The sequence below is a fragment of the Variovorax sp. GW460-12-1-14-LB1 genome (assembly GCF_059423605.1).
In genome coordinates this window covers 98,736-121,642 of the sequence record NZ_JBWKYF010000004.1, presented here as the reverse complement: position 1 = coordinate 121,642, position 22,907 = coordinate 98,736, and the positions used below count along the sequence as shown (strand labels likewise).

23 protein-coding genes, 1 tRNA gene and 1 pseudogene are annotated in these 22,907 nt (G+C 68.4%); 13 read left to right on the top strand and 12 right to left on the bottom strand.

Features of this window, described 5'->3' with window-relative positions; translation table 11 throughout:
* The first annotated feature begins 47 nt into the window (after nt 1-47).
* Together AC07Y4_RS03650 and AC07Y4_RS03645 are read left to right on the top strand one after the other, a co-directional pair.
* Nucleotides 48-123: transfer RNA gene (locus tag AC07Y4_RS03650), tRNA-Asn, on the top strand.
* A gap of 257 nt (nt 124-380) precedes the next feature.
* The gene (locus AC07Y4_RS03645; protein ID WP_487846804.1) at nt 381-821 is read left to right on the top strand and encodes a hypothetical protein; all 441 of its coding nucleotides are present in this window, start codon (nt 381-383) and stop codon (nt 819-821) included.
* Between the two features lie 48 nt (nt 822-869).
* Here AC07Y4_RS03645 and AC07Y4_RS03640 read toward each other — a convergent pair whose 3' ends face one another.
* Nucleotides 870-2,771 (bottom strand): prealbumin-like fold domain-containing protein, encoded by a 1,902-nt coding sequence (locus AC07Y4_RS03640; RefSeq protein WP_495274189.1) that lies wholly within the window; start codon nt 2,769-2,771, stop codon nt 870-872.
* Nucleotides 2,772-3,012: 241 nt separating this feature from the next.
* On the opposite strand from AC07Y4_RS03640, the gene AC07Y4_RS03635 reads away from it, so the two are divergent.
* Entirely contained in the window at nt 3,013-3,189 is a 177-nt protein-coding gene (locus tag AC07Y4_RS03635) for a hypothetical protein (RefSeq protein WP_487847346.1), read from the top strand.
* Nucleotides 3,190-3,345: 156 nt separating this feature from the next.
* Nucleotides 3,346-3,609 carry a hypothetical protein gene (locus AC07Y4_RS03630; RefSeq protein ID WP_495274191.1) on the top strand — a complete coding sequence of 88 codons (264 nt, stop codon included), beginning with the start codon at nt 3,346-3,348 and terminating at the stop codon, nt 3,607-3,609.
* A 153-nt stretch (nt 3,610-3,762) separates the two neighbouring features.
* On the opposite strand, the pseudogene AC07Y4_RS03625 reads toward AC07Y4_RS03630, so the two are convergent.
* The 3 genes and pseudogenes from AC07Y4_RS03625 to AC07Y4_RS03615 all read right to left on the bottom strand — a co-directional run.
* A pseudogene (locus AC07Y4_RS03625) lies at nt 3,763-4,359 on the bottom strand (hypothetical protein); the annotation flags it as partial.
* A 406-nt stretch (nt 4,360-4,765) separates the two neighbouring features.
* Nucleotides 4,766-5,374 (bottom strand): hypothetical protein, encoded by a 609-nt coding sequence (locus AC07Y4_RS03620; protein WP_487846803.1) that lies wholly within the window; start codon nt 5,372-5,374, stop codon nt 4,766-4,768.
* Nucleotides 5,375-5,951: 577 nt separating this feature from the next.
* On the bottom strand, nt 5,952-6,575 hold the full coding sequence (locus tag AC07Y4_RS03615) for a hypothetical protein (RefSeq protein WP_487846802.1): 624 nt from the start codon (nt 6,573-6,575) through the stop codon (nt 5,952-5,954).
* 890 nt (nt 6,576-7,465) lie between these two features.
* Here AC07Y4_RS03615 and AC07Y4_RS03610 point away from each other — a divergent pair.
* On the top strand, nt 7,466-7,867 hold the full coding sequence (locus AC07Y4_RS03610) for a GreA/GreB family elongation factor (protein ID WP_062472433.1): 402 nt from the start codon (nt 7,466-7,468) through the stop codon (nt 7,865-7,867).
* Nucleotides 7,868-7,910: 43 nt separating this feature from the next.
* On the opposite strand, the gene AC07Y4_RS03605 is transcribed toward AC07Y4_RS03610, so the two are convergent.
* Nucleotides 7,911-8,141: a hypothetical protein gene (locus AC07Y4_RS03605; RefSeq protein WP_062472430.1), complete on the bottom strand. Its 231-nt coding sequence runs from the start codon at nt 8,139-8,141 to the stop codon at nt 7,911-7,913.
* Between the two features lie 178 nt (nt 8,142-8,319).
* Between AC07Y4_RS03605 and AC07Y4_RS03600 the strand changes: the two genes are divergently transcribed.
* Both AC07Y4_RS03600 and AC07Y4_RS03595 read left to right on the top strand, forming a co-directional pair.
* Complete coding sequence (locus AC07Y4_RS03600; RefSeq protein ID WP_139704166.1) at nt 8,320-9,207, top strand: CsgG/HfaB family protein; 888 nt, start codon at nt 8,320-8,322, stop codon at nt 9,205-9,207.
* Between the two features lie 82 nt (nt 9,208-9,289).
* Nucleotides 9,290-10,366 (top strand): MBL fold metallo-hydrolase, encoded by a 1,077-nt coding sequence (locus AC07Y4_RS03595; RefSeq protein ID WP_487846801.1) that lies wholly within the window; start codon nt 9,290-9,292, stop codon nt 10,364-10,366.
* 7 nt (nt 10,367-10,373) lie between these two features.
* On the opposite strand, the gene AC07Y4_RS03590 is transcribed toward AC07Y4_RS03595, so the two are convergent.
* Complete coding sequence (locus tag AC07Y4_RS03590; RefSeq protein WP_487846800.1) at nt 10,374-11,387, bottom strand: zinc-dependent alcohol dehydrogenase family protein; 1,014 nt, start codon at nt 11,385-11,387, stop codon at nt 10,374-10,376.
* Nucleotides 11,388-11,506: 119 nt separating this feature from the next.
* Between AC07Y4_RS03590 and AC07Y4_RS03585 the strand changes: the two genes are divergently transcribed.
* From AC07Y4_RS03585 to AC07Y4_RS03575, 3 genes are read left to right on the top strand one after another with little or no spacing between them, the layout of a single operon-like run.
* Nucleotides 11,507-12,409, top strand: a complete 903-nt coding sequence (locus AC07Y4_RS03585) for a LysR family transcriptional regulator (RefSeq protein ID WP_307635669.1) — start codon at nt 11,507-11,509, stop codon at nt 12,407-12,409.
* Between the two features lie 31 nt (nt 12,410-12,440).
* A complete protein-coding gene (locus AC07Y4_RS03580) occupies nt 12,441-13,307 on the top strand; it encodes an alpha/beta fold hydrolase (RefSeq protein WP_487846799.1) in 867 nt (288 codons plus the stop codon).
* Complete coding sequence (locus tag AC07Y4_RS03575; protein ID WP_487846798.1) at nt 13,304-13,840, top strand: GrpB family protein; 537 nt, start codon at nt 13,304-13,306, stop codon at nt 13,838-13,840. The genes AC07Y4_RS03580 and AC07Y4_RS03575 overlap by 4 nt, the downstream gene beginning before the upstream one ends.
* Before the next feature lie 2 nt (nt 13,841-13,842).
* Here AC07Y4_RS03575 and AC07Y4_RS03570 read toward each other — a convergent pair whose 3' ends face one another.
* Nucleotides 13,843-14,256 (bottom strand): PaaI family thioesterase, encoded by a 414-nt coding sequence (locus AC07Y4_RS03570; RefSeq protein ID WP_062478117.1) that lies wholly within the window; start codon nt 14,254-14,256, stop codon nt 13,843-13,845.
* 66 nt (nt 14,257-14,322) lie between these two features.
* Entirely contained in the window at nt 14,323-14,727 is a 405-nt protein-coding gene (locus tag AC07Y4_RS03565) for a GFA family protein (RefSeq protein WP_487846797.1), read from the bottom strand.
* 91 nt (nt 14,728-14,818) lie between these two features.
* On the opposite strand from AC07Y4_RS03565, the gene AC07Y4_RS03560 reads away from it, so the two are divergent.
* The 3 genes from AC07Y4_RS03560 (at nt 14,819) to AC07Y4_RS03550 (ending at nt 18,410) form a co-directional block, all read left to right on the top strand.
* Nucleotides 14,819-15,796 (top strand): helix-turn-helix transcriptional regulator, encoded by a 978-nt coding sequence (locus tag AC07Y4_RS03560; protein WP_487846796.1) that lies wholly within the window; start codon nt 14,819-14,821, stop codon nt 15,794-15,796.
* A 108-nt stretch (nt 15,797-15,904) separates the two neighbouring features.
* Complete coding sequence (locus tag AC07Y4_RS03555; RefSeq protein ID WP_095745514.1) at nt 15,905-16,543, top strand: response regulator; 639 nt, start codon at nt 15,905-15,907, stop codon at nt 16,541-16,543.
* A gap of 28 nt (nt 16,544-16,571) precedes the next feature.
* A complete protein-coding gene (locus AC07Y4_RS03550) occupies nt 16,572-18,410 on the top strand; it encodes a sensor histidine kinase (protein WP_139704150.1) in 1,839 nt (612 codons plus the stop codon).
* A 15-nt stretch (nt 18,411-18,425) separates the two neighbouring features.
* Here the strand turns inward: AC07Y4_RS03550 and AC07Y4_RS03545 are convergent, their stop codons facing one another.
* The 4 genes from AC07Y4_RS03545 to AC07Y4_RS03530 form a co-directional block, all read right to left on the bottom strand.
* Complete coding sequence (locus AC07Y4_RS03545; protein ID WP_487846795.1) at nt 18,426-19,910, bottom strand: Do family serine endopeptidase; 1,485 nt, start codon at nt 19,908-19,910, stop codon at nt 18,426-18,428.
* A gap of 87 nt (nt 19,911-19,997) precedes the next feature.
* Nucleotides 19,998-21,326, bottom strand: coding sequence for an ATP-binding protein (locus AC07Y4_RS03540; protein WP_487846794.1), 1,329 nt, complete (start codon nt 21,324-21,326; stop codon nt 19,998-20,000).
* 11 nt (nt 21,327-21,337) lie between these two features.
* Nucleotides 21,338-21,997, bottom strand: coding sequence for a response regulator (locus AC07Y4_RS03535; protein WP_062478105.1), 660 nt, complete (start codon nt 21,995-21,997; stop codon nt 21,338-21,340).
* Between the two features lie 61 nt (nt 21,998-22,058).
* Nucleotides 22,059-22,829, bottom strand: a complete 771-nt coding sequence (locus tag AC07Y4_RS03530; RefSeq protein ID WP_070060906.1) for an IclR family transcriptional regulator domain-containing protein — start codon at nt 22,827-22,829, stop codon at nt 22,059-22,061.
* Nucleotides 22,830-22,907 lie beyond the last annotated feature (78 nt).

Below are 22,907 nucleotides of genomic sequence, written 5' to 3'. Positions count from 1 at the left end.
GCGTTGTTTTGGAAGCCCCAAAAATCACGCTATAATCTAAGGCTTGTTCCTCGATAGCTCAGTTGGTAGAGCGCCGGACTGTTAATCCGTAGGTCCCTGGTTCGAGCCCAGGTCGAGGAGCCACCATTTGCTGAAGGCCCGTTACCCACAAGGTAACGGGCCTTTTCGCTTTGCGGCCCTTTTGCTTTGGCGCCACACATCGGCCGCCATCTGCCCGCTCGCGGGCCTGTCCGACACGCAGGCCCCGCCCTGCGTGCAAAACTCCCTCTTTGTTAATGACTTGTGCTGCCCTGCCCCGGGCAAACCCGTGCACGCGACGCGCCGCTCAGGCGTTGTTTGGGCTCAGTCATTCACAAATAACAACCATCAAGGGCATCACGATGAAACTCATAAGAATTCTTCTGGCCGCCGCCGTGGCCGCCGCCACCTTGCCCGCCGTGGCGCAGGTGTCCGTCAACATCAACGTGCCCGGCCTGATCCAGGTCGCGCCGCCCGCGCCGCGCTACGAGCCCGCGCCCCGCCCGCGCAGCGGCCAGGTCTGGGTGCCCGGCCATTGGCAGTGGAACGACCGCGCCTACGCATGGCGCCCCGGCTACTACGTGGCGGCCCGCCCCGACTACGCCTACGCCCCGGGCGGCTGGGTGCGCGCCGACGGCGGCTGGCGCTGGCGCGAAGGCGACTGGCGCCGCGCCGAGCGCCGTGAGGAACGCCGCGAAGACCGCCACCACCGTCGCCATGACCACGACCGCTACGACCATGACGACGACCACCGCGGCGGCGGCCACTGCCCGCCCGGCCAGGCGAAAAAGGGACGCTGCTGATAGCAGCAGCAGCAGGAGCAGCTTGCGCGCCTGCTGACGCGCAAGTCGTCAGTTCACCGTCACCCTGAACCGCACGCTGCCCGTGCCGCCGGGCGCGAGTTGCCCGGTGAACTTCCAGTCCAATGGCCCCGTTCCGCCCGGCGCTTGTGCGGCCGCGCACGCCACGGCCGGCGCAGGCACTGCATTGGCCGGCGTGCGCTTCGTGCATGCGGTCAGCGTCGCCGGGGTCGCGCCTTCCTGCGAGGCGACGAAGCTGGTGTAGACCGGCGTGACGTCGCTCACCGTCAGGCCACTGATCGGCGTCGCGCCGTTGTTGGTGTAGGTGATGCGGTATTCGAGCGTCTCGCCCGACTTGGCTTCGTTGTTGAGCCCGAAGTCGCCGTTCTTCGTCAGGTTGCGCACTTCCTTCTTGAGCTCCAGCGCCGTGCTCGACACGGTCGTGGTGTCGAGCACGAGGTAGCTCGCGCTCAACGCGGGCGATGCGTTCGTGAACACGAAGCTCGCCTGCACCGAACGCTTGTCGTTGTAGCCGGCGAGCGCGCTGGCCGGAATGAACTCCTGCACCACCACGCACAGGTTCTGCCCTGTCGTCACAGGCCGGGGCACCGCCGGCGGATAGAGCACCGCAGCGCCGGCCTGCAAGGCGCCGGTGCAGCCCGGGTCGTCGAAGATCTTGGCGCTCCAGCCATCGATCGGCGGCGTGGCCACCGCGCCGGCCACGCCGAAGCTCACCGTCCCGCCGGTCTGCGCCACGAAGGTGTGTGCGTGGCTGACGCTGCTGCCGGGCGAGCCGGTGCGGGCGCTGTCGGCGCCGAAGCGGTTGACGGCCACGTCGCCGAAGTTCAGCTCGCCGGCCCGGGCCTCGCTCCATCCAAAGGCGATGTGGTCCGGCGCCCCCCCGGCGGTGCGCGTGTAGGTGTAGGTCCGCCCGCCCACGGCCACGCCCGTGCCGGAAGGCAGCGGCGTGGCGCCGACCGACGCCCCCGTGGACAGATGGCCCGCCGGCGTCACCTCTTCGACGCACAGCGGATCGCCATCGGATGGCGACGAAGGCTGCGACGGCACCTCCAGGCGGTAACGGCCCGAGCCGTCGGTCACCGCCGTGGACCACACCCCCGCCGCACAGTTGGTGAGCCGCATCTGCACGCCCACGAGCCCCGCTTCGCCGCCGTTGGCCACGCCGTCGTTCGGCACGCCCGCGCCGCTGCCGTTGTCGCTGAAGACGCGGCCGGTGATGGCGTAGGCGTCGCTGTTGACGAAGGTGCATTCGAGGTCCGCGCCCGCCACCATCCACTCGGCAGGAATCTTCAGTACATTGCCGGCCAGCACCACCGGCGGCGCCGACGCGGCCGCTGCGGCCGGGCTCGAACCCGACACCCCGCGAATGGGCGACGGCGCGATGACGTCCTTCAGGTCGCGGCAGCTGGCGCTCACCGGGTTCACGGGCCAGCCGGCAGGCGACGTTTCGGTGATGGTGACCGGCACGCCCACCTTGCCGGTGATCGTCTGCGCACCGATACCCCGGCCCGGCGCGCTGACCGTGATGGTGTCGCGGGCCACGCTCAGGCCCGACAGCGCAAAGTCGAAGCGATGGGTGCCGGAACCGCTGATCACTTCCTTGACGATGCGAAGTTTCGGAGGCAAGAGGACCGCGACCGGCCCCGTCGAGTCATCGCAGAGCGTTTCGTTCGGCAAGGTGGTGCAAAGCGGATCCCCACCACCGCTCAGGTTGATGGAGTTCGTACCACCCAGCGGCCCGACGGCCGTGGCGTCGACGTGCACAGGAATCTCGACAAAGAAGCTACCGGGCACGACACCCGCAGCCACGCTGCAGCGGACGACCACGGAGCCGGCGGGGGAACAACCGCTCAGGACACCCGTGGTAGTCATCGCGACCAGCACGGGCGGTCCAGCCAGTGTGATGCCCTTGGGCAAGACGTCCTCGAGCACGAGCGGCGCTGTGGTCGGAGCAAAATCCACAACGACGTCGACCAGGTAGAGCTGCCCCGGCGCCCCGACAATCAATGGGTGGGGCCTCGAATACTTGAATCCCCGGATGCGCGGCCCAGCAACCGATGTGATTGTCGTGCTCGCGCATGGACCGACACCGTTGCACGCGGGGTCCCCGCCCCCCACGGCCGTTGCCGCGTTGATCACGCGCGGCCTCGCAGCCGGCAGAGGCGTCACCGGGATGACGAACGACGCGGACGTTGCCATGCCCGCAGGCACCGTGCACGTCACGACCTGCCCGGCCCTGCTGCACCCCGAAGGCAGCGTGCCGATCGTCAAGGAGACCGGGAAGGTGTCGGTGATGACAGTGTTCGCCGTCGTCATCCCGGCATTGGTGCTGCTCAGTTTCAGCGTGTAGCTGGCCGGCTCGGCAATGATGAACTGCGCCACATCAGCGATCTTTTCGAGTTTCAACGTCGCTTGAGACACCACGCGCGTGGCCGGCGTGCTCGCATCGCACGCCTCTGCTGGCGCCGTCGTACATGCGACATCCCCACCGCCGCTGAGATTCACCGTGTTCGTGCCGCCCGTTGCGCCCACGGCCGATGCGGCGACGTTCACAGGAATCCGTATTTCGAAGGTGCCGGGCGCGATGCCCGCCGCCACGCTGCAGTTGGTCGTGTTCGATCCCGAGGTCGGGCAACCACTCAGCACGCCGGTGGTCGTTCCCGCCACCAATGTCGGGCCCCCGCGCAGGGTGACACCCGGCGGCAAGGTGTCCATCACCGAGATCGGCACTGTGGTCGTACCGTTGGCCACGGTAACGAGCACAGAGTAGAACTGGTTGGGCGCCCCCACCACCAGCGGGCTGGCGCTGACCGTCTTGGTCGAGGTGATGATGGGCGGAGACGGAGGGGCCACCGGCGTGGTCACCGTGCTCGTGCACGCCCCCGTGCCGTTGCAAGTGGCGTCGCCCCCCCCCCGATACCGTGGCCGTGTTGGTCACGCCGGGCGCGGCAGAAGGCTGGGGCGTCACCGGAATGACGAAGGACGCGGACGATGTGAACCCTGGGGGCACCAGGCAACTGACGTTCTGGCCCACTCGGCTGCACCCCGGGGGAAGGTCGCCGATGGTCAGCGAAGGCGGCACTCTGTCGGTCACCACCGTATCGGCAGTGGTCGCGACGCCAGTCGTGTTCGTCAGCGTGAGTGTGTAGCTGGCAGGCTGGCCCACGACCCATGGGGCCGCGCTGGCTTCCTTCTTGAGCGCCAATCGGGGGTCTGGCACGATGGGGCCGATGGGGGGGTCTGGCACGAAGAAGCACACCGTGTTCTCCGACCCATAGGGCTGACCGCGGATTGGCTCGTTCGAGAGCGTGACGGAAGACACGGATGTTCTCGAAACAAAGGCCCATGCAGAGGCCCCATAACCGGACGAGTTGAAGAGTTCCGCCCCCTCGAGATTGCCGTCTGCATCGATTTTTACCGGGGCAGGGCCAGCTACCTGTAGGAGCGCTGGATCGGGGACAGGCGTCGTAAGCTCGGCCGCAGTGAACGGATAGTGATTTCCGTTGACGGACACCACCATCTTCTCGCACCCAAGTGGGTTGCAGTTGAGCGAGTGAGTTCGAACGCTCAGGTTCTTCACGGGCACAGAAAAGTTGAACGTGCATGCCTCCCGCAGGTTGGACCTTCCCAGCCGGAGATAAGTACCCCATGGGTACTGGCCCACCACCCCGCATGCGCCCTCCGTGGTGACAGCGACGCCCCCGTAGGTCCCGCTCTTCCATAGACATAGATCTGCAGCCGTGGCCTGCGTGCCGATCAGCAGCGAGGTCAGTGCCAGAAAGACGACGCCGCGCAAGGCATGAAAGAAGTGCGCCACGCCTCTCGCAAGCGCCATCGCACTCTTCCGCACGGGCAGGCAGCGAAGCGCCGTCGCGCAGCGCATCGAATCAGTTTTTTGCATTTTCATTGGCCATTCCTCCGCGACTTCATCGATCGGTCCGGTCGTCGTTCACGGGGGCTGCTGCGCCCGCCGACGCGGCACCCAGCGCCGTCTCGTCGAACTTGAAACGCAGCCGGATGTACGCGCCCTTGCTCGTGTAGTCGTTGGCCGCCAGATCGCGGTCTTTCAGGCCCACGAAGTTGTAGCCCGCCGACACCCACAGGTCCTTCATGACCTGGTAGCCGACTTCGATGCCCAAGCTTTTCTGCAGGCCGCCGCCCTTGCCGCGCAGCAGGCCGGCCTGCACGCCGAGGTCCCAGCTGTCGTTGAGGTCTTGCGTGTAGCGCGCCTGCAGCAGATGCGCCCAGTAGGTGCTGCGCAGCAGGCCGTCGTCGGCGCGCGACCACTTGGCGGCGTAGCGCCCGTTGATGACGGTGCCGGGGCGCGGGTTGTAGTTGAGGTGGGCCGAGACGATGTCGGCGCTGGTGCGCCCGGGCAGCGCTGCGCTGCCGTTGCCCGCACCGAAGACGCTCGCGCCGTCGAGTGCGCCGGTCGAACTGCCGGTGCCGGTGACGCGCTCGGAACGACGCTCGTAGCGCATGAGCGCGTTCCAGCTGTCGGTGTCCACCGGGCGGTAGCCCGTTGCCGTCGGCATCGGCAAAGACCTCGACACGCGAGAACTTGCCCGCATCGGCCTTGACCGTGAGGCCGAAGGTGTCGACGCCATTGCCGGTGTTGGTCAGCACGTGAGGCGCATAGACCGTGGCACCGGCCGCGCCGGACTTGGTGTTGACGACGGTCGTCGTGACCTGGTTGACGCTGTCGAGCGTGAACGAGCCCACCTGGAGAACAGTGGTCTGCACCAGGTTGGAGGTAGCGACCTGGGTCGTCCCGGCGGCGTCCGAATAGCTGGCGGACGCCTGGTTGCCGATGACGGTGTTGGCGGGCGGCGACGCGGCAAATGCAGCCGGGCTTCCGAAAAGGAAGCCCAGCGTCAACGCTGCGGCGCCTGCCCAGGGCGCACACGGCTTGCAGCCGCTGGCGCGTTGGGTTGGCTGGGTGGGAATCACGTAGTTTTCTCCTCTGTTGTCGATGAACGGGAACACGAAAGAACCTGGCCGGTACGTTTCGATGGGCGAACGCGTACCTGCCGACTGGCACTCAGAAACAAGAGATCGATGGAAAAGGCGAGCGCCCTCGCCTCGCGCAGCGCGCGAGGGCCGGCGCGGCCTTTACTTGCCGCGCGGGGGCGGCGTGGCGGGCGTGGGAGGCGCTGCCGTTGGCGGCGCGACGGTTTCGACCTTGGCGCGCGCGCTCACGGCGAGGCTGCCGTTTGCGGGCAACTGGCCCAGGCTCCAGCGCAGCATGCGGTACTCGCTGTAGGGAACGGGTTCGGTCTTGCCGCCGGGCAGTTTGCGAACGAGCGGCTCGGGCTCGAAGACGGCGGTCTTGGTGGCGGCTTTCACGAGGCTGGCACCTGGCTTCGCGCTGCGCGGCAGGTATTCCAGCCCCTCGGGGATCGGCAGATCGGCCACGAGGCCCTTGACGGGCTTGCCGGTGTTGTTGGTGTAGGTGGCCTTGTATTCGATGACGTCGCCCGGCTTGATGGTGGCCGCGTCCTGGAACTGTTCATTGCCGTCGGGCCCCTTGACCACCTTCGACTGGGCGAGGACGACGGTCACGGCCTGGGTCGCGACAGGTGCACGCGGCGCCTCCAGCGAAGCGGTGGGTTGCGCGAACGCGACGGTCGCGGCGCCTGCGGCAAGCAGGACCAGGCCTGCGCGGATCAGCGGGTGGACCGCCCCTGCGCGGCCTCGCGACGACGACAAGAACAAGTCCCATGTGGATGCTGTCATTCAAACCCCAATTAACAATATTTGAAATTCACGTCGCAAAATTTGCAATCAACTTCTTATTGCAAACAAATAGCCAACATTGCTTGCAATTGAAGGCAATCGGCCACTTGGATTTTTGCGTACTGAATTCTTATGTCTCGGGGCTTTTATGGCAATCAAACAAAAGAACAGAGGATGCGCAAATGAGACATATTGAACAAACAAAATGCATCCACCATTTCATTCGACATGAAGCCCTCTCAATTGAAGCTTTCAAGCTTCTGGGAGAGTCAAAACGATTGAGATCGAATGACAACAACAGCAACCCCAGGCGCACTCCCTATTCATGAAATAATATTTTCAATAAATTCAAACTCATAGAATTAATTTGAAACCACTCATTCGATGCGGCACAAGAAATTATTCATCGATGAATTTCGGAGAAATCCCGTCGACCAAGAAAATATCCAATTCACAAAGAATCTCGTAAAGATGAGTGCTTGCCCACCCGTTTTCCATCACTCATTCACGTCGTCTCGAATCACAGGTTCTTGATTTCAATTCAGGCGTTCTACTGATTGAATCCAGAGATTCCACGGCAATTCCTCGCTGCACCCGTAGGGCCATAATTGGCCAATCTGGCCAGAATCCCCTACACTCGCGCCCCATGGCTCTCCTCTCGCCCCGTCGATACCCTGCGCGCGCAGCCCTGCCCATGGCAGCGGCCGGTCGTCGTGTGGGCGCCGTCGTCGCGGCGGCCACGTCGGTCCTCCGACGCACGTCCGCACATTCCTGAGCCCGGCGGTCCGCTACCTTCTTCTTGATGCGCACACCTTGACCGCCGGGCACCACACCGCGCGGTAGCGACCCTGTCTGTTGGAAAGGCGGGTTGCGTTCATCTGGAGTGCTTCATGCTTTCAACCGTTCACGGGGAGCGCACGCTCACCGAACTCGATTACGTCCGTCTCAGCAAATTCGCGGACACGCCTCTTCCTCCGGCCCTGGTCGATCTGCTCGACACGGCCGACATCCTTCCGTCACGGGAAATGCCCTCGGACATCGTGACGATGTACACCCAGGTGGAAATCGAAGACCTGCCCGCCGGACAGCGGCAGAAGATCGTGATCTGCTATCCCGCCGATGCGAACCCGACCACGGGCTTCATCTCGGTGTTCTCGCCCGTCGGCATCGGCCTGCTCGGCCAGAAGACCGGCGCGGTCGCGCGCTGGAAGACGCCCGGCGGCGGCGAACACAGTGCGCGCGTGATCGCCGTGCTGTTCCAGCCGGAAGCCAGCGGCGACTACACGACCTGAAAGTGCGCCGGTTCAGGCCGGAGGCCGGCGCCCCGCCGGCCGGTCAGTGCTGCAGCACGCCAGCGACGCCGGGGCCCCTGCTCTTCGCACTGTCGATGGTCGCGCTGACGGAACTCGTGTTGACCGCCAGCGCCACCAGCACCGCCCCCACGAACGACGGATCGGCGCTGCCGCTGTAGCCCGACGCCCCGGCAATGGCCAGGGCCTGCGCGACCTGTTGCGTCGTCAGTTCGACGGCGGCTTCTCCCACGATATTCCTCTTCTTTGTGGCCATCTGAAAACTCCTGCGAATGGAGTTCGGACTGTAACCAAGCCCCGACAAGCGCCACAAATGTTCCTGACCGCGTGACTTTCGACACTGGCCCGCGCATCGGGCGGCCCGTATCGTCGCGCGGGCGCGGCGCCCGCCGGTGGGGCGGACGCCACATTGTTTTCATTTGACGGACAGGGACATGCCTTTTTCCAAACTCTCTCTCGCCAGCGCACTCGCGGGCCTGCTCGCGCTCTCCGGTTGCCAGACCATGGACATGCAGATGGGCGCTCCGGCGGCCAAGACCACGGCCACGGGCAGCGCCGCCGGCGGCGCCACCTCGGGCGAGAGCAGCCAGCTCGAGCGCTGCGAATCGCCGCTCGGTACCGTCTCGCTGATCGAGAACGTCAATGCCGGCTGGTACACGATCCTCACCGGTGAATACCGCCTGCCGCCCACGGCCAACCTGCTGCGCCTGCTGGTGCAGCAGTCGAACTGCTTCGTGGTGGTGGAGCGCGGCGCGGCCGGCATGAACGCCATGACGCGCGAGCGCGCGCTGATGCAATCGGGCGAGATGCGCGGCGGCAGCAACTTCGGCCGCGGCCAGATGGTGGCCTCCGACTACGGCCTGTCGCCCGAGATCGTGTTCAGCAACAACGACGCCGGCGGCATCGGCGGCGCACTCGGCGGCCTCGTGGGCGGCGGCCGTGGCCGTGCCATCGCGGCCGTTGGCGCCAGCCTGCAGACCAAGGAAGCCAGCGCACTGCTGACGCTCATCGACAACCGCTCGGGCGTGCAGGTGGCTGCCGCCGAAGGCAGCGCCTCCAAGACCGACTTTGCGGGCTTCGGCGGACTCGGTGGCCGCAGCGGCGCCGGCGGCATCGGCGGCTACACCAACACCGCACAGGGCAAGGTGATCGCGGCGGCCTTCATGGACGCGTTCAACCAGATGGTCCGTTCGCTGCGCAACTACAAGGCGCAGACGGTGCGCGGCCAGGGCCTGGGCGGCGGTGGCCGGCTGGGCGTGGACGGCGGCGCCGCCCCGTCGCAGACCTCGGCGCCGGGCGCCGCCCGCCCGCGCCGCAAGTAAGCGCCGCCGTCCATCGTCTTCGAAGTGACCCGGCCCGAATGCCGGCCGGGTTCACAATTCATCCCTCTGGAGGTGAAACACGATGGATGGTTTGGAAGAGTCGGCGGAAGCAGCCAAGGGCAAGCTTGTTTATCCTTTTGCGGAGCTTCCGCCCCGCGGCAAGTCGATCGAGGTCGCCGACGGGGTCCACTGGATTCGCATGCCGCTGCCCTATTCGCTCGACCACATCAACCTGTGGGCGCTGGACGACGGCGACGGCTGGGCCGTGGTGGACACCGGCGTGCGCACCGAGGAAACGGTGGCGGTCTGGCGCGAGCTGTTCGCCAATTCGCCCGACACGCGCGGCCTCACCCGCGTCTTCGTGACGCACATGCACCCCGACCACGTCGGCATGGCCGGCTGGCTCACGCGCAAGTTTGGCGTGCGGCTGTGGATGACCCGCTCCGAATACCTCATGTGCCGCGTGATGGTGTCCGACACCGGCCGCGAAGCGCCCGACGACGCCATCGCCTTCTACCGCCGCGCCGGCTGGGGCGAGGCGGCCATCGAAACCTACCGCACGCGCTTCGGCAACTTCGGCAAGCACATCCACCCGCTGCCCGACAGCTTCCGGCGCCTGCGCGATGGCGAGGTGTTGCGCATCGGCGCGCACGACTGGCGCGTCGTCACCGGCAACGGCCACTCGCCCGAGCATGCGTGCCTGTACTGCCCCGACCTGAAGGTGCTGATCTCGGGTGACCAGATCCTTCCCCGCATCTCGTCCAACGTGTCGGTCTCGCCCGTCGAACCCGACGCCGACCCGATGGCCGACTGGCTCGCGTCGCTCGCCAAGCTCAAGCGCGAAGTGCCCGACGACGTGCTGGTGCTGCCGTCGCACAACGAGTGCTTCCGCGGCCTGCATGCGCGCATCGACCGGCTGCAGCACGGACAGGAGCGCTCGCTCGACCGCTTGCGCAACGCACTGAAGACGCAGAAGCGCGCGGTCGATGTGTTCACGAGCCTGTTCGCGCGCAGCATCGCCGAATCCGACGTGCCGTTGCTGGGCATGGCCACCGGCGAAAGCCTGGCCTGCCTCAACTACCTGCGCCACCGCGGCGAGATCGCGTGCGACGTCGCCGACGACGGGGTGGCCTGGTACCGACTGACGTCCGCCGCCTGAGCGCCGGTCAGACCTCGAGCACGACCTTGCCGATGTGCCCGGCGCGCTCGAGGTAGCGATGGGCCTGCACCACGTCGTCGAGCGCGAAGCTCCGGTCGATGCGCACGTGCAGCGTGCCATCGGCAAGCCCCGCATCGATGAACGCCAGCGCGCGACCCAGTGCGGCCGCGTCGCGCGGCAACCCCATGGTGGCGGCCCCCGTGTGCTCCAGCACCTTGTAGACGTGGAAGCGCCAGCTCTTGCGGAACTGCGCCACCACCGGAAACCTGAATTCGGCGCCACCCGACAGGCCATACAGCACATACCAGCCGCCATGCGCGACCACGTCGCCGAGCCGCTCGACCTGCGCGCCGCCCACGCCGTCGTACACCAGGTCGACACCGCGGCCTTCGGTGAGCGCCAGCACGCGCTCGACCACGTCTTCTTCGTCCGTCACGACCACATGCGCAGCGCCCGCTTCCCTCAGCGCGTCGCGCTTGGCAGCCGTGCGCGTGACCGCGATGGCGACGATGCCCGCCGCGCGCGCCATCTGCAGCGCCGCGATGCCGGTGCCCGATGACGCCCCGGTGACCAGCATGACCTGGTCGCGCTGCAGCCGTGCGATCTCGAACATCGGGAAGTAGCCCGTGAGATACGCCATGTAGGCGCCCGCAGCCTGCGCGGCCGACAGGTTGGCGGGATGCCGCACCACATGCGCGGCCGGAAAGAGGATGCGGTCACCGTAGGTCGGATACAACCCCTGGCTCGCTCCCGGCAGCACCGCGACCCTGTCACCCACGCGCAGCCTTTCGACGCCCTCGCCCACGGCTTCGATGACGCCGGCGGCTTCGTTGCCCAGCCCCGCCGGCAACGTCGCGTCTTCGATGTACAGGTTCTCGCGCCACAGCGCGTCGGCCCGGTTCAGGCCGATGGCCTGCACCGCGATGCGCACTTCGCCAATGCCCGGCGCGGGCACTGCGACCTCTTCGACCTTCAGCACCTCGGCACCACCGAATGCGTGGAAGCGAACCATCCTGCTCATGACAACTCTCCTTCTTTTCTTGAATGACCGATGGCTTCAATCTAGAGGCCGCAGCGTCATCAAGGAAATCGATTCGCGGGATAGTCGCTATGCGCACCATCGATAACGCCAGGACCCCAATGAAACCCATCGAACTCAACCGCATCGACCTGAACCTGCTCACCGTGCTGGCCGCGCTCATGCGCGAGCGCCACGTCAGCCGCGCTGCCGAGCGGCTGAACCTCGGCCAGCCCGCGGTGAGCCACGCGCTCGCGCGACTGCGCGAACTCACCGGCGATCCGCTGCTGGTGCGCCAGGGCCGCGTGATGGAACCCACCGCACGGGCCCTCGCCCTGATGCAGGGCCTGGGCCCCGCGCTCGCGCAGATCGAGGCCACGTTCCGCGCGCAGGCCGACTTCGAACCGGCGCGCGCCGCACCGGTGTTCCGCATCGGCCTGACCGACGACCTGCAAATCGCGATGCTGCCCCGCCTGCTGCGCGCCCTGAGCACCGAAGTGCCCGGAGCCAAACTGGTGACGCTCACCGTCTGCTACCGCAACGCCATGCGCTACCTCGATCAGGGCCGCGTCAGCGCGGTGATGTCCTTCCTGAAAGACCTGCCCGCCGATGCGAAGGTGCGCAAGGTCCGCACCGCGCGTTTTGCCGTGCTCCGAGCCGACACCGCGCCCGGCAGGCTGTCGCTCGACGACTACTGCCGCCGACGCCACCTGCTCGTGACCTATGCCGGCGACCTGTGCGGCACCGTCGACGAAACGCTGGGCGAACTCGGACGCCAGCGCGACGTGCTCTTCTCGGTGCCGCAGTTCGGCAGCCTGCCCGCCGTGCTGGCGGGCACCGACCTGCTGGCCACGGTGCCCGAGCACGTGGCGCTGGCGCTGTCGGCGCAAAGCGGCCTGCGCTGCGAGCCCTTGCCCTTCGACAGCCCGAGCTACCAGTTGCGGATGGCCTGGCGCGCAGTGACCGACAAGGACCCGGCGCAGGCGTGGCTGCGCAAGGCCATGCTGCGGGCTGCCAACGATTAGGATGCAGATCCACTTCCCTGGAGGACCCCGCATGCCGAGCACCGAGACCCACTTCGAACTGACCGCCAACGACGGCCATCCGGTGGAGGCCCACCGCTGGCAGGGCACCGCGCCGCGCGCCATCGTGCAGCTGGCACATGGCATGGGCGAGCATTCGCTGCGCTACCGGCCGCTGGCCGACGCGCTCACACAGGCCGGCTACGTCGTCTACGCGAACGAGCACCGCGGCCACGGCCCCGGCGCCGCCGCGCGCGACGAGCTCGGCGAGTTCGGCCCGCGCGGATTCGCCGGCCTCGTGGAGGACATGGCGCTGCTCAGCCGCCACGCACGCGCCGAGCACCCCGGGCTGCCGCTGATCCTCGTCGGCCACAGCATGGGCTCGTTCGCCACGCAGTACTACCTGGTGCGGCACAGCGAGCTGCTGTCGGGCGCGGTGCTGTCCGGCACCACGGCGCTCGACCTGCTGGGCGGCGCGCTGCAAAGCGGCTTCCGCCTCGAAGACATGAACGCCGCGCTGCCCGACGTGCGCACGCCCTTCGACTGGCTCAGCCGCGATCCGGCCCAGGTCGACGCCTACATCGCCGACCCGCTGTGCGGCTTCACCGTGTCGGCCGAAGGCATGGGCTCCATGTTCGCGAACCTGGACGAACTTACGCCCGCCGCAATGCAGACGCGCATCCAGCCCGAGTTGCCGCTGTACCTGTTCACCGGCGACCAGGACCCGGTCAGCAACAAGGCCGAGTGGTTCTATCCGCTGGTGCAACGCTACCGCGACGCCGGCCTGCGCGACGTGTCGTGCCATGTGTTCGGCGGTGCGCGCCACGAGACGCTCAACGAGACCAACCGCGACGAAGTCGTGGCCGTGCTGCTGGCCTGGCTCGCGCGCATCGTGCGATGAAGCTCCTCGCCTTCGACGAGAGCCTGGACCAGCGCCACATCCTGCCCTACGACCCGGCGTACGCCGAGGTGTTCGCGCAGGTGCAGCGCCACGTGCAGGCGCAGCTCGAGGGCGTGGAACTCGTGCACATCGGGAGCACGGCCATCGTCGGTTTGCGGGGCAAGCCGATGGTCGACATCGCGGCAATCACGCAGCGCGAGAACCTGCGCACGACCCAGTCGGAATTCGAGGCCCTCGGGTTTCACCGCCGCCCCGTGTGGGTCGACACGGACGAGAAGCCTTACGTCTGCGCGTCCGTGCTGCACGGCGGGCGCAGGTTCAACCTCAACCTGCACATCTGCCATCGCGGCGACCCGGTGCACGCCGATTCGCTGGCGTTCATGGAAGTGCTCGACCGGCGCCCGGACCTGCGCAGGAAGTACGAAGAAGCCAAGGACCGAGCCCACGGCATCGACCCGGCCGACCCGCAGGTCTACAACCGGGAAAAAGAAGCGGTGATCCGGGAGATACAGGCCCAGGTCGGGCAGGCGTAGCTTTAGAGGCTCGCCAGTATTCCGGTCGACGTGGCCTCGGCCGCCAGCTTCCCATCGGGGTTGTAGAGCGCAGCTTCGAGAAACGCCACGCGCTTCCCGCGCCGGATCACGCGCCCCTCGACGCGCCCTTCGCCGGGGCCGACCTTCTCGTAGAAGCTCACCTTGATCTCCAGGCTGAAGACCGTCTGCGCCTGCTCGGTGTCGTGCATGACCGCATGGGCCATGGCGGCGTCGAGCCAGGCGGTGATGAAGCCGCCCTGGGCGATCGTGCCGTTCGTGTGGCAGTACTCGCGCCGCACGGTGAAGGCGGCCTTCAGCGTCTTGTGCTCGGCGTCCCAGCCGGTCACGTGGAAGTTGCCCATCGATTCGGACAGCGCCTGGCCCGAGCGGATGCGGGCTTCGAGTTCGTCGTTCATTGGTTTCGTTCGCAGCAGGTGAAGCAACAGGCATTCTCAGCCGAAAGCGCGGGGCCATCGGTCATCTCAGAGATAGCGCACCTCCGCCGGCACCTCGAACCAGTTGTTGTGGCGACCGTCCATGTAGCGCACCGGCGCGGTGGCCAGCTCTTCGAGCGTCGCGTCATCCAGGCAGGAGACGTTCACGCTGACGTAGGCGCCGCCGATTTCCGGCACGTTGCCGCGCCCGAAGGACTTGACGCCGCAATGGCGGCAGAACAGGTGCTCGGCGCTGAACGAGCCGAACTGGTAGCTCGACAGGTCGTCCTCGCCCGACAGCAGCGTGAAGTCGGCCGGCTTGACGATGGCGCCCCAGCCGCGCGACTTCATGCAGATCGAGCAGTTGCACTTGCCGGTGCCCGCGGCGAGGTCGATGAGCGCCTGGAAGCGCACCTTGCCGCAGTGGCAGCTGCCGTGATAGGTCTTCTTCATGGTCGGTGTCCGTGGAAACGAGTGGAGGAAACCCAAGGTTACGACCCATTGCGGACAGATCCTGTCCTCGATCGCAGGCATGATGCAGCCCATGCTGTCTGCTTCCGCCCGCCTGCTTCGCCTGCTCGCGCTGTTCCAGGCCCAGCGCGCCTGGACCGGCGCCGCCCTGGCCGAGCGCCTGGAGATCACCGAGCGCACGCTGCGCCGCGACGTCGACCGGCTGCGCAGCCTCGGCTACACGGTCGACTCGACCTCGGGCGCGGCCGGCGGCTACCGGCTGGGTGCGGGCAGCGCGCTGCCGCCGCTGCTGCTGGAAGACGAGGAAGCCATTGCGGTGGCGCTGGCGCTCGGCCATGCCGGCACGGGCGAAGGCGACATCGGCAACGCCTCGATGCGCGCCCTCGCCAAGCTCGACCAGCTGATGCCGCCGCGCCTTCAGCGCCGCCTGGGCAGCGTGCGCGCCTCGGTGGTGCCGGTGATGCGCAGCAAGTCGGGCGTGCGCGTGAAGGCGGTGTCGATGTTCGCCGAAGCCTGCACCGAGCGGCGCGAGCTGCGCTTCGGCTACCAGGACCACCACCAGACGGCCACGGCGCGCACGGTGGAGCCGCACCGCGTGGTGCAGACCGGCCAGCGCTGGTACCTGCTGGCCTGGGACACGGCGCGCCAGGACTGGCGCACCTTCCGCCTCGACCGCATCGTCGACGCCGAACCGACGGGCGCGCGCTTCACCGCGCGCCGCCTGCCGCTGGGCGACGTCGAGGCCTACATGGAACACGCGCTCAAGGTCTCGCCCTACCTGCACCACGCGCGCGTGGTCGTGCATGCCCCGCTCGCGGCGCTGGAACCGCATCTGGGCTGGGTGGGCGGCGTGCCCGAGGCCCTCGACGCGGACCGCACGCGCGTCGTCACCGGCGCCAGCTCGCTCGATGCGCTGGCCGTGTGGCTGGGCTGCCTGGGCCACGCCATCGAGATCGAGTCGCCTCCCGAACTGGTGCAGCACGTGGCGCGCGTCGCGACACGGCTGGACACCATCGCGCGCCGGCAGGGTACCTCCATCCCCCGTCTATAGGATGGGCTCGCCCGATACCGGTCGATAGGCTTGCGGCACCTGCAACCTCCGAACGGAAACGGATCTGCCCATGCGCCTCGGCCCCGGTCTCGCCTGCGGAAGCCCGCCATGCCCCTGACCGCCACCCAGGTCGCCGTGGTCGAGGACGACAGCGGCATGCGCGAGCGCATCGCCCGCGTGATCGGCGCCGACCCGGCGCTGGCGCTGGCCTTCAGCGCCTCGAACGCGGTCGACATCCTGAACTGGCTCACGGACAACCCGGTCGATGTGCTGCTGGTCGACCTCGGCCTGCCCGACCACCCCGGCCTGCAGGTGATCCGCCAATGCCGCCGCATGCAGCCGGCCTGCGCGGTGATGGTGCTGACGATCTTCGGCGACGAGACCCACATGGTGCAGGCCTTCGAGGCCGGCGCGCGCGGCTACCTGCTCAAGGACGGCACCGAGGCCGACCTGGCGGCGCACCTGCGCCACCTGGGCGCTGGCGGCTCCCCGCTGCCGCCGGGCATCGCGCGGCAGCTTCTGCGCCGCTGGCAGGCCTCCGACGGCGCGCCCGGGCACCTCTCGTCGCGCGAGGCCGAAGTGCTCGACCGGGTGTCTCGTGGTTTCACCTATGCCGAAATCGGCGCGCAGATGGGAGTCTCCGCATCGACGGTTCAAACCCATATCAGAAACATCTACGGCAAGCTGGATGCGCCCCCACCCTCGGAAGCCGTGTTGGCGACCCGTCCTCCAGGCCGGCTTTCCTAGCCGCGTGAGCCGCCCCTTCTTTTCCCGCATGCAAGCCGTGCTGCAACTGCTGCTGTGGCTGGTGCTCGCCGCCCCTTTCGCCCACGCCGCCACCCCGCCGGGCAGCACCGACGTGGACTGGGCCGAAGCCAGCCTCGAACCCGACGGCCTGCCGATGCAGGTTCGGCAGGTGGCGCTGCCCTTTCGCTGGGACCACGAGTTTCCGGGGCGCGGCGGCAAGGCCAGCTACCGCATCGTGCTGCCCCCGGACGCCGCCCGCGCGGACGACGCCCAGGCGCTCCTGATGTCGGGCCTGGGCAACCAAGCCGCCGTGTGGTTCAACGGCGCGCTGGTCGCCAACTACGGCGTGCTCGGCGACCCGGCCTACGACGCCGGCAAGGCCAACCTGCTGATCCCGCTGGCCGCCGCGCTGCGACGCGGCGACGGCCAGCCGCAGGAACTGCTCATCCAGGCCACCATCCAGCGCCAGCGCGGCGGCGGGCTGGCCAGCGTGCTCTACGGCCCCGAGGCCTCCCTGGCCCCGCTGCACCGCTCGCAGCAGAACTGGCGCAACACCTCGGCCATCGTCTACGCCGTGAGCCTGCTGCTGATGGGCGGCCTGGCCGCCGGGCTGTGGCTGCGCCAGCGCGATGCGCTCTACGGCTGCTTCGCGCTGGCCGCGCTCTCGGGCGTGGCGCGCAACCTCGACCGCGTGCTGACCGAAGGGCCCGTGCCCTGGCCGCTGTGGGGCGCCGTGGTGGCGGTCTGCTATGCCTGCCACATCGGGCTGATCGCGCGCTTCGTGCTGCTGGTGCTCGACCGCAACCCGCCGTGGCTGGTGCGCTCCATCTACGGCGCGCTGGCGCTGTCGGTGGTGCTGGCCTGCGCCTCCTTCGCCTTCGCGCTGCCGGCGCTGTGGACCACGGGGCTGGCGATCTTGCAGGTCACGAGCACCATCTGCCTGCCCTACGTGGTGCACGGCGCGCTGGTGGCGCGGCGGCGCATCGCGGGCGTGCTGATGGCCGCGGGCACGCTGGCCATCCTGGCGGGCGCACACGACCTGCTGCTGGTGCGCATGGGCCTGTTCGGCGGCGCCTACTACACGCTCACCTCGCACGCGATCTTCTTCTTCGTGATGATCCTGGCCGGCCTCGTGGTGGAGCGCTACAGCCGCACCGTGGCCGACTACCGCTCGCTCAACGCCAACCTCGCCGCGCGCGTGGCCGAGCGCGAGGAGCAGCTGCGCGGCGCCTTCGAAACCGTGCGCAAGCAGCAGGAAGAACAGGCCGTGCTGCTGGAGCGCCAGCGCATCATGCGGGAGATCCACGACGGCGTCGGCTCGCAGCTCGTGGGCCTGCTCAACGTGGTGAACCAGCCCGCGCCCGACCGCGACGTGGTCGAGGAGCACGTGAAGCTGGCGCTCGACGAGATGCGCATGGCCGTAGATTCGCTGCAACCCATGCACGATGACCTGACCACCGTGCTGGCCACGCTGCGCTACCGCCTGCAGCCCCGGCTGGACGCGGCCGGCATCGAGCTGGTGTGGGACGTGGCGCTCATCCCCACGCTCGCGCCCTTTGCCGCGCAGGCCGCACTGCAGCTGCAGCGCATCCTGCTGGAGGCCTTCACCAACGTGCTGAAGCATGCGGGCGCCACGCGCATCGTGATGCATGTGGGCTGGCACGGCGAGCAGACGCCGCCGCTGGTGCGCATCGTGCTCACCGACAACGGCCGCGGGCTGCCGGCGAACGAACGCCCCGGTGGCCACGGCCTCGCGAACATGCGTTCGCGGGCGCAGGCCATCGGGGCGCGGCTGCAGATCGAGCGGGCCGACGCGCAGGCCGGCGGCACGCGCGTGTCGCTCGACTGGCCCTGCGCGCTGCCCTGAGCGCGCACGGGTCGGTCAGCCCAGGCGCACCGGCACGAAGATCTTGTCCTCGCCGCGCTGGATCAGCAGCGCCACCGACTTGTCGGCCTTGGCCACCGCCTGGCGCACCTGCTCCAGGCTCTTGGCCGGCGTGCCGTTGATCGCCAGCAGCACGTCGCCGGCCTGCACCCCGGCCATCGCCGACGGGCCCGCCACGTCCTCGATCAGCAGGCCGCCGTCGACCGAGGCCGCGCGCTGTTCCTGCGGCTGCAGCGGGCGCAGCGCCAGGCCGAGCTTGCCCTGCCCCGCCGTGTTGTCGGCCTTGGAGACCTGCGCCGGCTTGTCGCTGGCATCGCCGAGCTTGGCCTGCAGCTCCTGGCGCTCGCCCTGGCGCCACACGTCGAGCGTGACCTTCTTGCCCGGCGCCTGCTGGCCGATGACCGCCGGCAGGTCGCCCGAGGACACGATGGCCTGGCCGTCGACCTTGCGGATCACGTCGCCCGCCTTCAGGCCGGCATGGTCGCCGGGGCCGCCCTTCTCGATGTTCGAGACCAGCGCGCCCTCGGGCTTGTCGAGCTTGAACGAATCGGCGAAGGCCTGGTTCACCTCCTGCACCGCGACGCCCAGGCGCGCATGCGTGGCCTTGCCGGTGGCGACGATCTGGTCCTTCACCTGCACCGCCACGTCGATCGGGATGGCGAACGACACGCCCTGGTAGCCGCCGCTGCGGCTGTAGATCTGCGAGTTGATGCCGACCACCTCGCCGCGCGCATTGAGCAGCGGCCCGCCCGAGTTGCCGGGGTTCACGGCCACGTCGGTCTGGATGAACGGCACGTAGCTGTCGTCGGGCAGCGAACGGCCCTTGGCGCTCACTACGCCGGCCGTCACGGTGTTCTCGAAGCCGAAGGGCGAACCGATGGCCAGCACCCATTCGCCGACCTTCAGGTCCTTGGTGTTGCCCAGCGCGAGCACCGGCAGGTTCTTCGCATCGATCTTGAGCACTGCGATGTCGGTCTTGGCATCGGCGCCGAGCACCTTGGCGCGGTACTCGCGGCGGTCGGTCAGCTTGACGGTGACTTCCTTCGCGTCCTTCACCACGTGGGCGTTGGTCATGATGATGCCGCTCGGGTCCACGATGAAGCCCGAGCCCTGCGAGCGCACCGGCACGGCGCGCTGCTGCTGTTGCTGGCCGCGCGGTCCCATCTGCCCCTGGAAGTGGCGGAAGAACTGGAACATCGGATCGTCCGGGTCGATGCCCTGCAGCTGCGCCATGGTGTCGTCGTCCGGGGCCTTCTCGGTGCCGGTCACGCTGATGTTGACCACGGCCGGGCCGTCGCGCGAGGTGATGGTCGAGAAGTCGGGCAAGGTGACCATCGCGGCCGGCGCGGCCACGGCGGCGGTGGTGGCCGGGGCATTCACGGCGCGGGCACTGGTGTAGGCCCCGGCGCCGACGGCACCGATCACGCCGGCGCTGGCCAGCGCGATCACGAGGGCACGGGGGGAAATCAGGGCGGCTTTCATTCTTCGATTCCTTTCAATCCTGCGCCGAAGCGCAAACACGGTGAAAGGAATGTCGCGGCCTTGACTTAGGCGTCGCTTAAGCGGATTTCACTCTTTGGCGGGAGCGAATGTCACTCGCACGCACAGCCCGCCGAGGCTTTGGGACTTTTCCAGCGCCACCGTGGCGCCATGCAGGTCGGCGATCGACTTCACGATGGCCAGCCCCAGCCCGCTGCCCGGCGCCTGCGGCTCGCCCGAGCGGTAGAAGCGATCGAGCACGCGCGCACGCTCGGCCTCGGGCAAGCCGGGGCCGCTGTCGTCCACGCGCAACTCCACCGCGTCGGCGCGCTTCACGAGGCCGATGTCGACCCGCCCGCCTTCGGGCGTGTACTTCACGGCGTTGTCGATCAGGTTGCGCAGCAGCATGCGCAGCGCCTCGGGCTGGCCGCTCACGGTCGCGCCCGCGTCGGACTGCGCCACGCCGATGTCGATGCGGCGCGCCTGCGCGGCGGCCACCGCATCGGAGATCGCCAGGCGCGCCACCTCGGTCAGATCGACCGTCTCGGGCTTGGCGCCCGCGGCCACGCTGGCCTCGTGACGGGCCAGCGCCAGCATCTGCTCGACCAGGCGCGTGGCGCGGTCGATGCCGGCCGACAGCCGGCTCACGGCCAGCGTGCGCGCCGCATCGTCGGGCGCGCGCTGCAAGCCCTGCACCTGCAGCTTGAGCGCCGCCAGCGGCGAACGCAGTTCATGCGCGGCATCGGCCACGAAGTGCTTCTGCGCGTCGAAGGCATGGCGCACGCGGCCGAACAACAGGTTGAGCTCCTGCACCAGCGGGCGCACTTCCTCGGGCAGGTTTTCCTCGCTCACGGGCGAGAGGTCGTCGGCCTGCCGCGACGCCACCTGCCGGCGCACGCGCGCCACGGGCGCCAGCGACAGGCTCACCACCCACCACACGACGAGCATCAACAGCGGCGCCATCAGCGCCACGGGCACGATGGTGCGCAGCGCGAGCGAGCCGGCCATGTGGCGGCGCGCCGCCATGTCCTGCGCCACCTGGATCACCAGCCCGCGGGTCTGCATCGAGAACACGCGGTAGGTCGTGCCGCGTGCGCGCACGTCGGCAAAGCCCAGCACCGCGAGCTGCGGCAGCGCGGCTTCTTCGGCTGATTCGAAGATGCGCACGCCGTCGACGGTCCACACCTGCACCACGAAATCGAAGTTCTGCTCCGCACCGCCGAGCCCGCCCACGGCCGCGCTCGGCGGCAGGCCCGCGCGCAGCGACAGCGCCATCTGCTGCATGTGGTAGTCGAAGATGTCGTCGGCCTCTTTCAGCACCGTGCGGTAGGCCACCAGCGCCTGCGCGCCGGCCGCGAGCACGATGGCCGCGAGCAGGAACACCAGCAGCCGCGCACGCAGCGATCCGGTCCATCGCATCACGCGGCCCATCATGCCTTGGGCACCATGTAGCCGACGCCGCGGACGTTGCGGATCAACTCGGCGCCCAGCTTCTTGCGCAGGCCGTGCACGTAGACCTCGACCGCATTGCTGCTGATCTCGTCCTTCCAGCCGTAGAGCTTTTCTTCGAGCTGGGCGCGCGAGAGCACCATGCCCGGGCGGGCCAGCAGCGGCTCGAGCACGGCCCACTCGCGCGCCGACAGCACCACCGGCTCGCCGTTCACCGCGACCTCGCGCGTGGCGGGGTTGATGCTCACGCCCATGTGCTCGTAGACCGGCTCGGCACGTCCCGATGCGCGCCGCAGCAAGGCGCGGATGCGCGCCAGCAGTTCGTCGAGGTCGTAGGGCTTGAGCACGTAGTCGTCGGCGCCGGCATCGAGGCCTTCGATGCGCTGCTGCACCGAGTCGCGCGCGGTGGCGATCAGCACCGGCATGCGCTGCTTGCGCGCACGCAGGGCACGCAGCACTTCCAGGCCGTCGCGGCGCGGCACGCCCAGGTCGAGCAGCACGAGGTCGTACTGCTGGGTGCGCAATGCAGATTCGGCAGCATCGCCGTCTTTCACCCAATCGACCGCGTACTGCTCGGCCCGCAACAGGTCGAGCACGGCCTCGCCGATCATCACGTCGTCTTCGAGAAGCAGGAGTCGCATGGTGGTGTCCGTTTCGGGGGTTCGAGGCCGTGCCGGCGCCGAAAGTTCAGCGCGCCTGCGCTCACAGGAGGGAGCGCACCTCGCGCGCCGCTTCGAACAGCAGCGGCAGCATCTCGCGCTGCAAGGTCTCTTCCTGGTAGCGCGTGCCCGACAGCACCACGTTGAGCGCCGCCACCGTGTGGCCCTGCATGTCGCGCAGCGGCACCGCCAGCGCCTGCACGCCGAGTTCGTGCTCTTCGCTGGCGAAGCAGTAGTCGTCCTTGCGCACCTGCGCGATGCGCTGGCGCAGCGCGCGTGCCTGGGTGATGGTGTGTGGCGTGAGCCGCGCCAGGTGCCGGCCCTTGAGCCACTGCGTGAGCTGCGTGGCGGCCATGGCGGCCAGCAGCACGCGCCCGGTCGAGGTGGCGTGGGCCGGCAGGCGCGCCCCCAGGTGCAGGCCGTACGCCAGCACGCGCGTCGGCGTGCCGTAGCTGCCGCTGCGCGCGACGATGACCACCTCTTCGCCGTCGAGCACCACGGCCGAGAACGACTCGCCCGTCTGCGCCGCGAGCCGGTTCAGCGTGGGCTGCAGCGCGCGCGGCAGGCGCGACGAGGCCAGGTAGCTGCCCGAGAAGCGCAGCACCTTCGGCGCCATCCAGAAGTAGCTGCCGTCGGTTTCCAGGTAGCCCAGGTGGGCCAGCGTGAGCAGGTGGCGCCGGGCCGCGGCGCGCGTGAGGCCTGCACGCTCGGCCGCCAGCGTGGCGTTCAGGCGCTGGCGCTCGGTGTCGAAGCTTTCGAGCACCGCCATGCCCTTGGCGATGCCCTCGATGAAGTCGGCGCGGGCGATGGTCATTCGTCGTCGGGAGTTCGTCGTGGATCGGTCGGCTGAAGAAGTGTTGCGCGATGATCGCGCACGCGTTCGCATGATCGC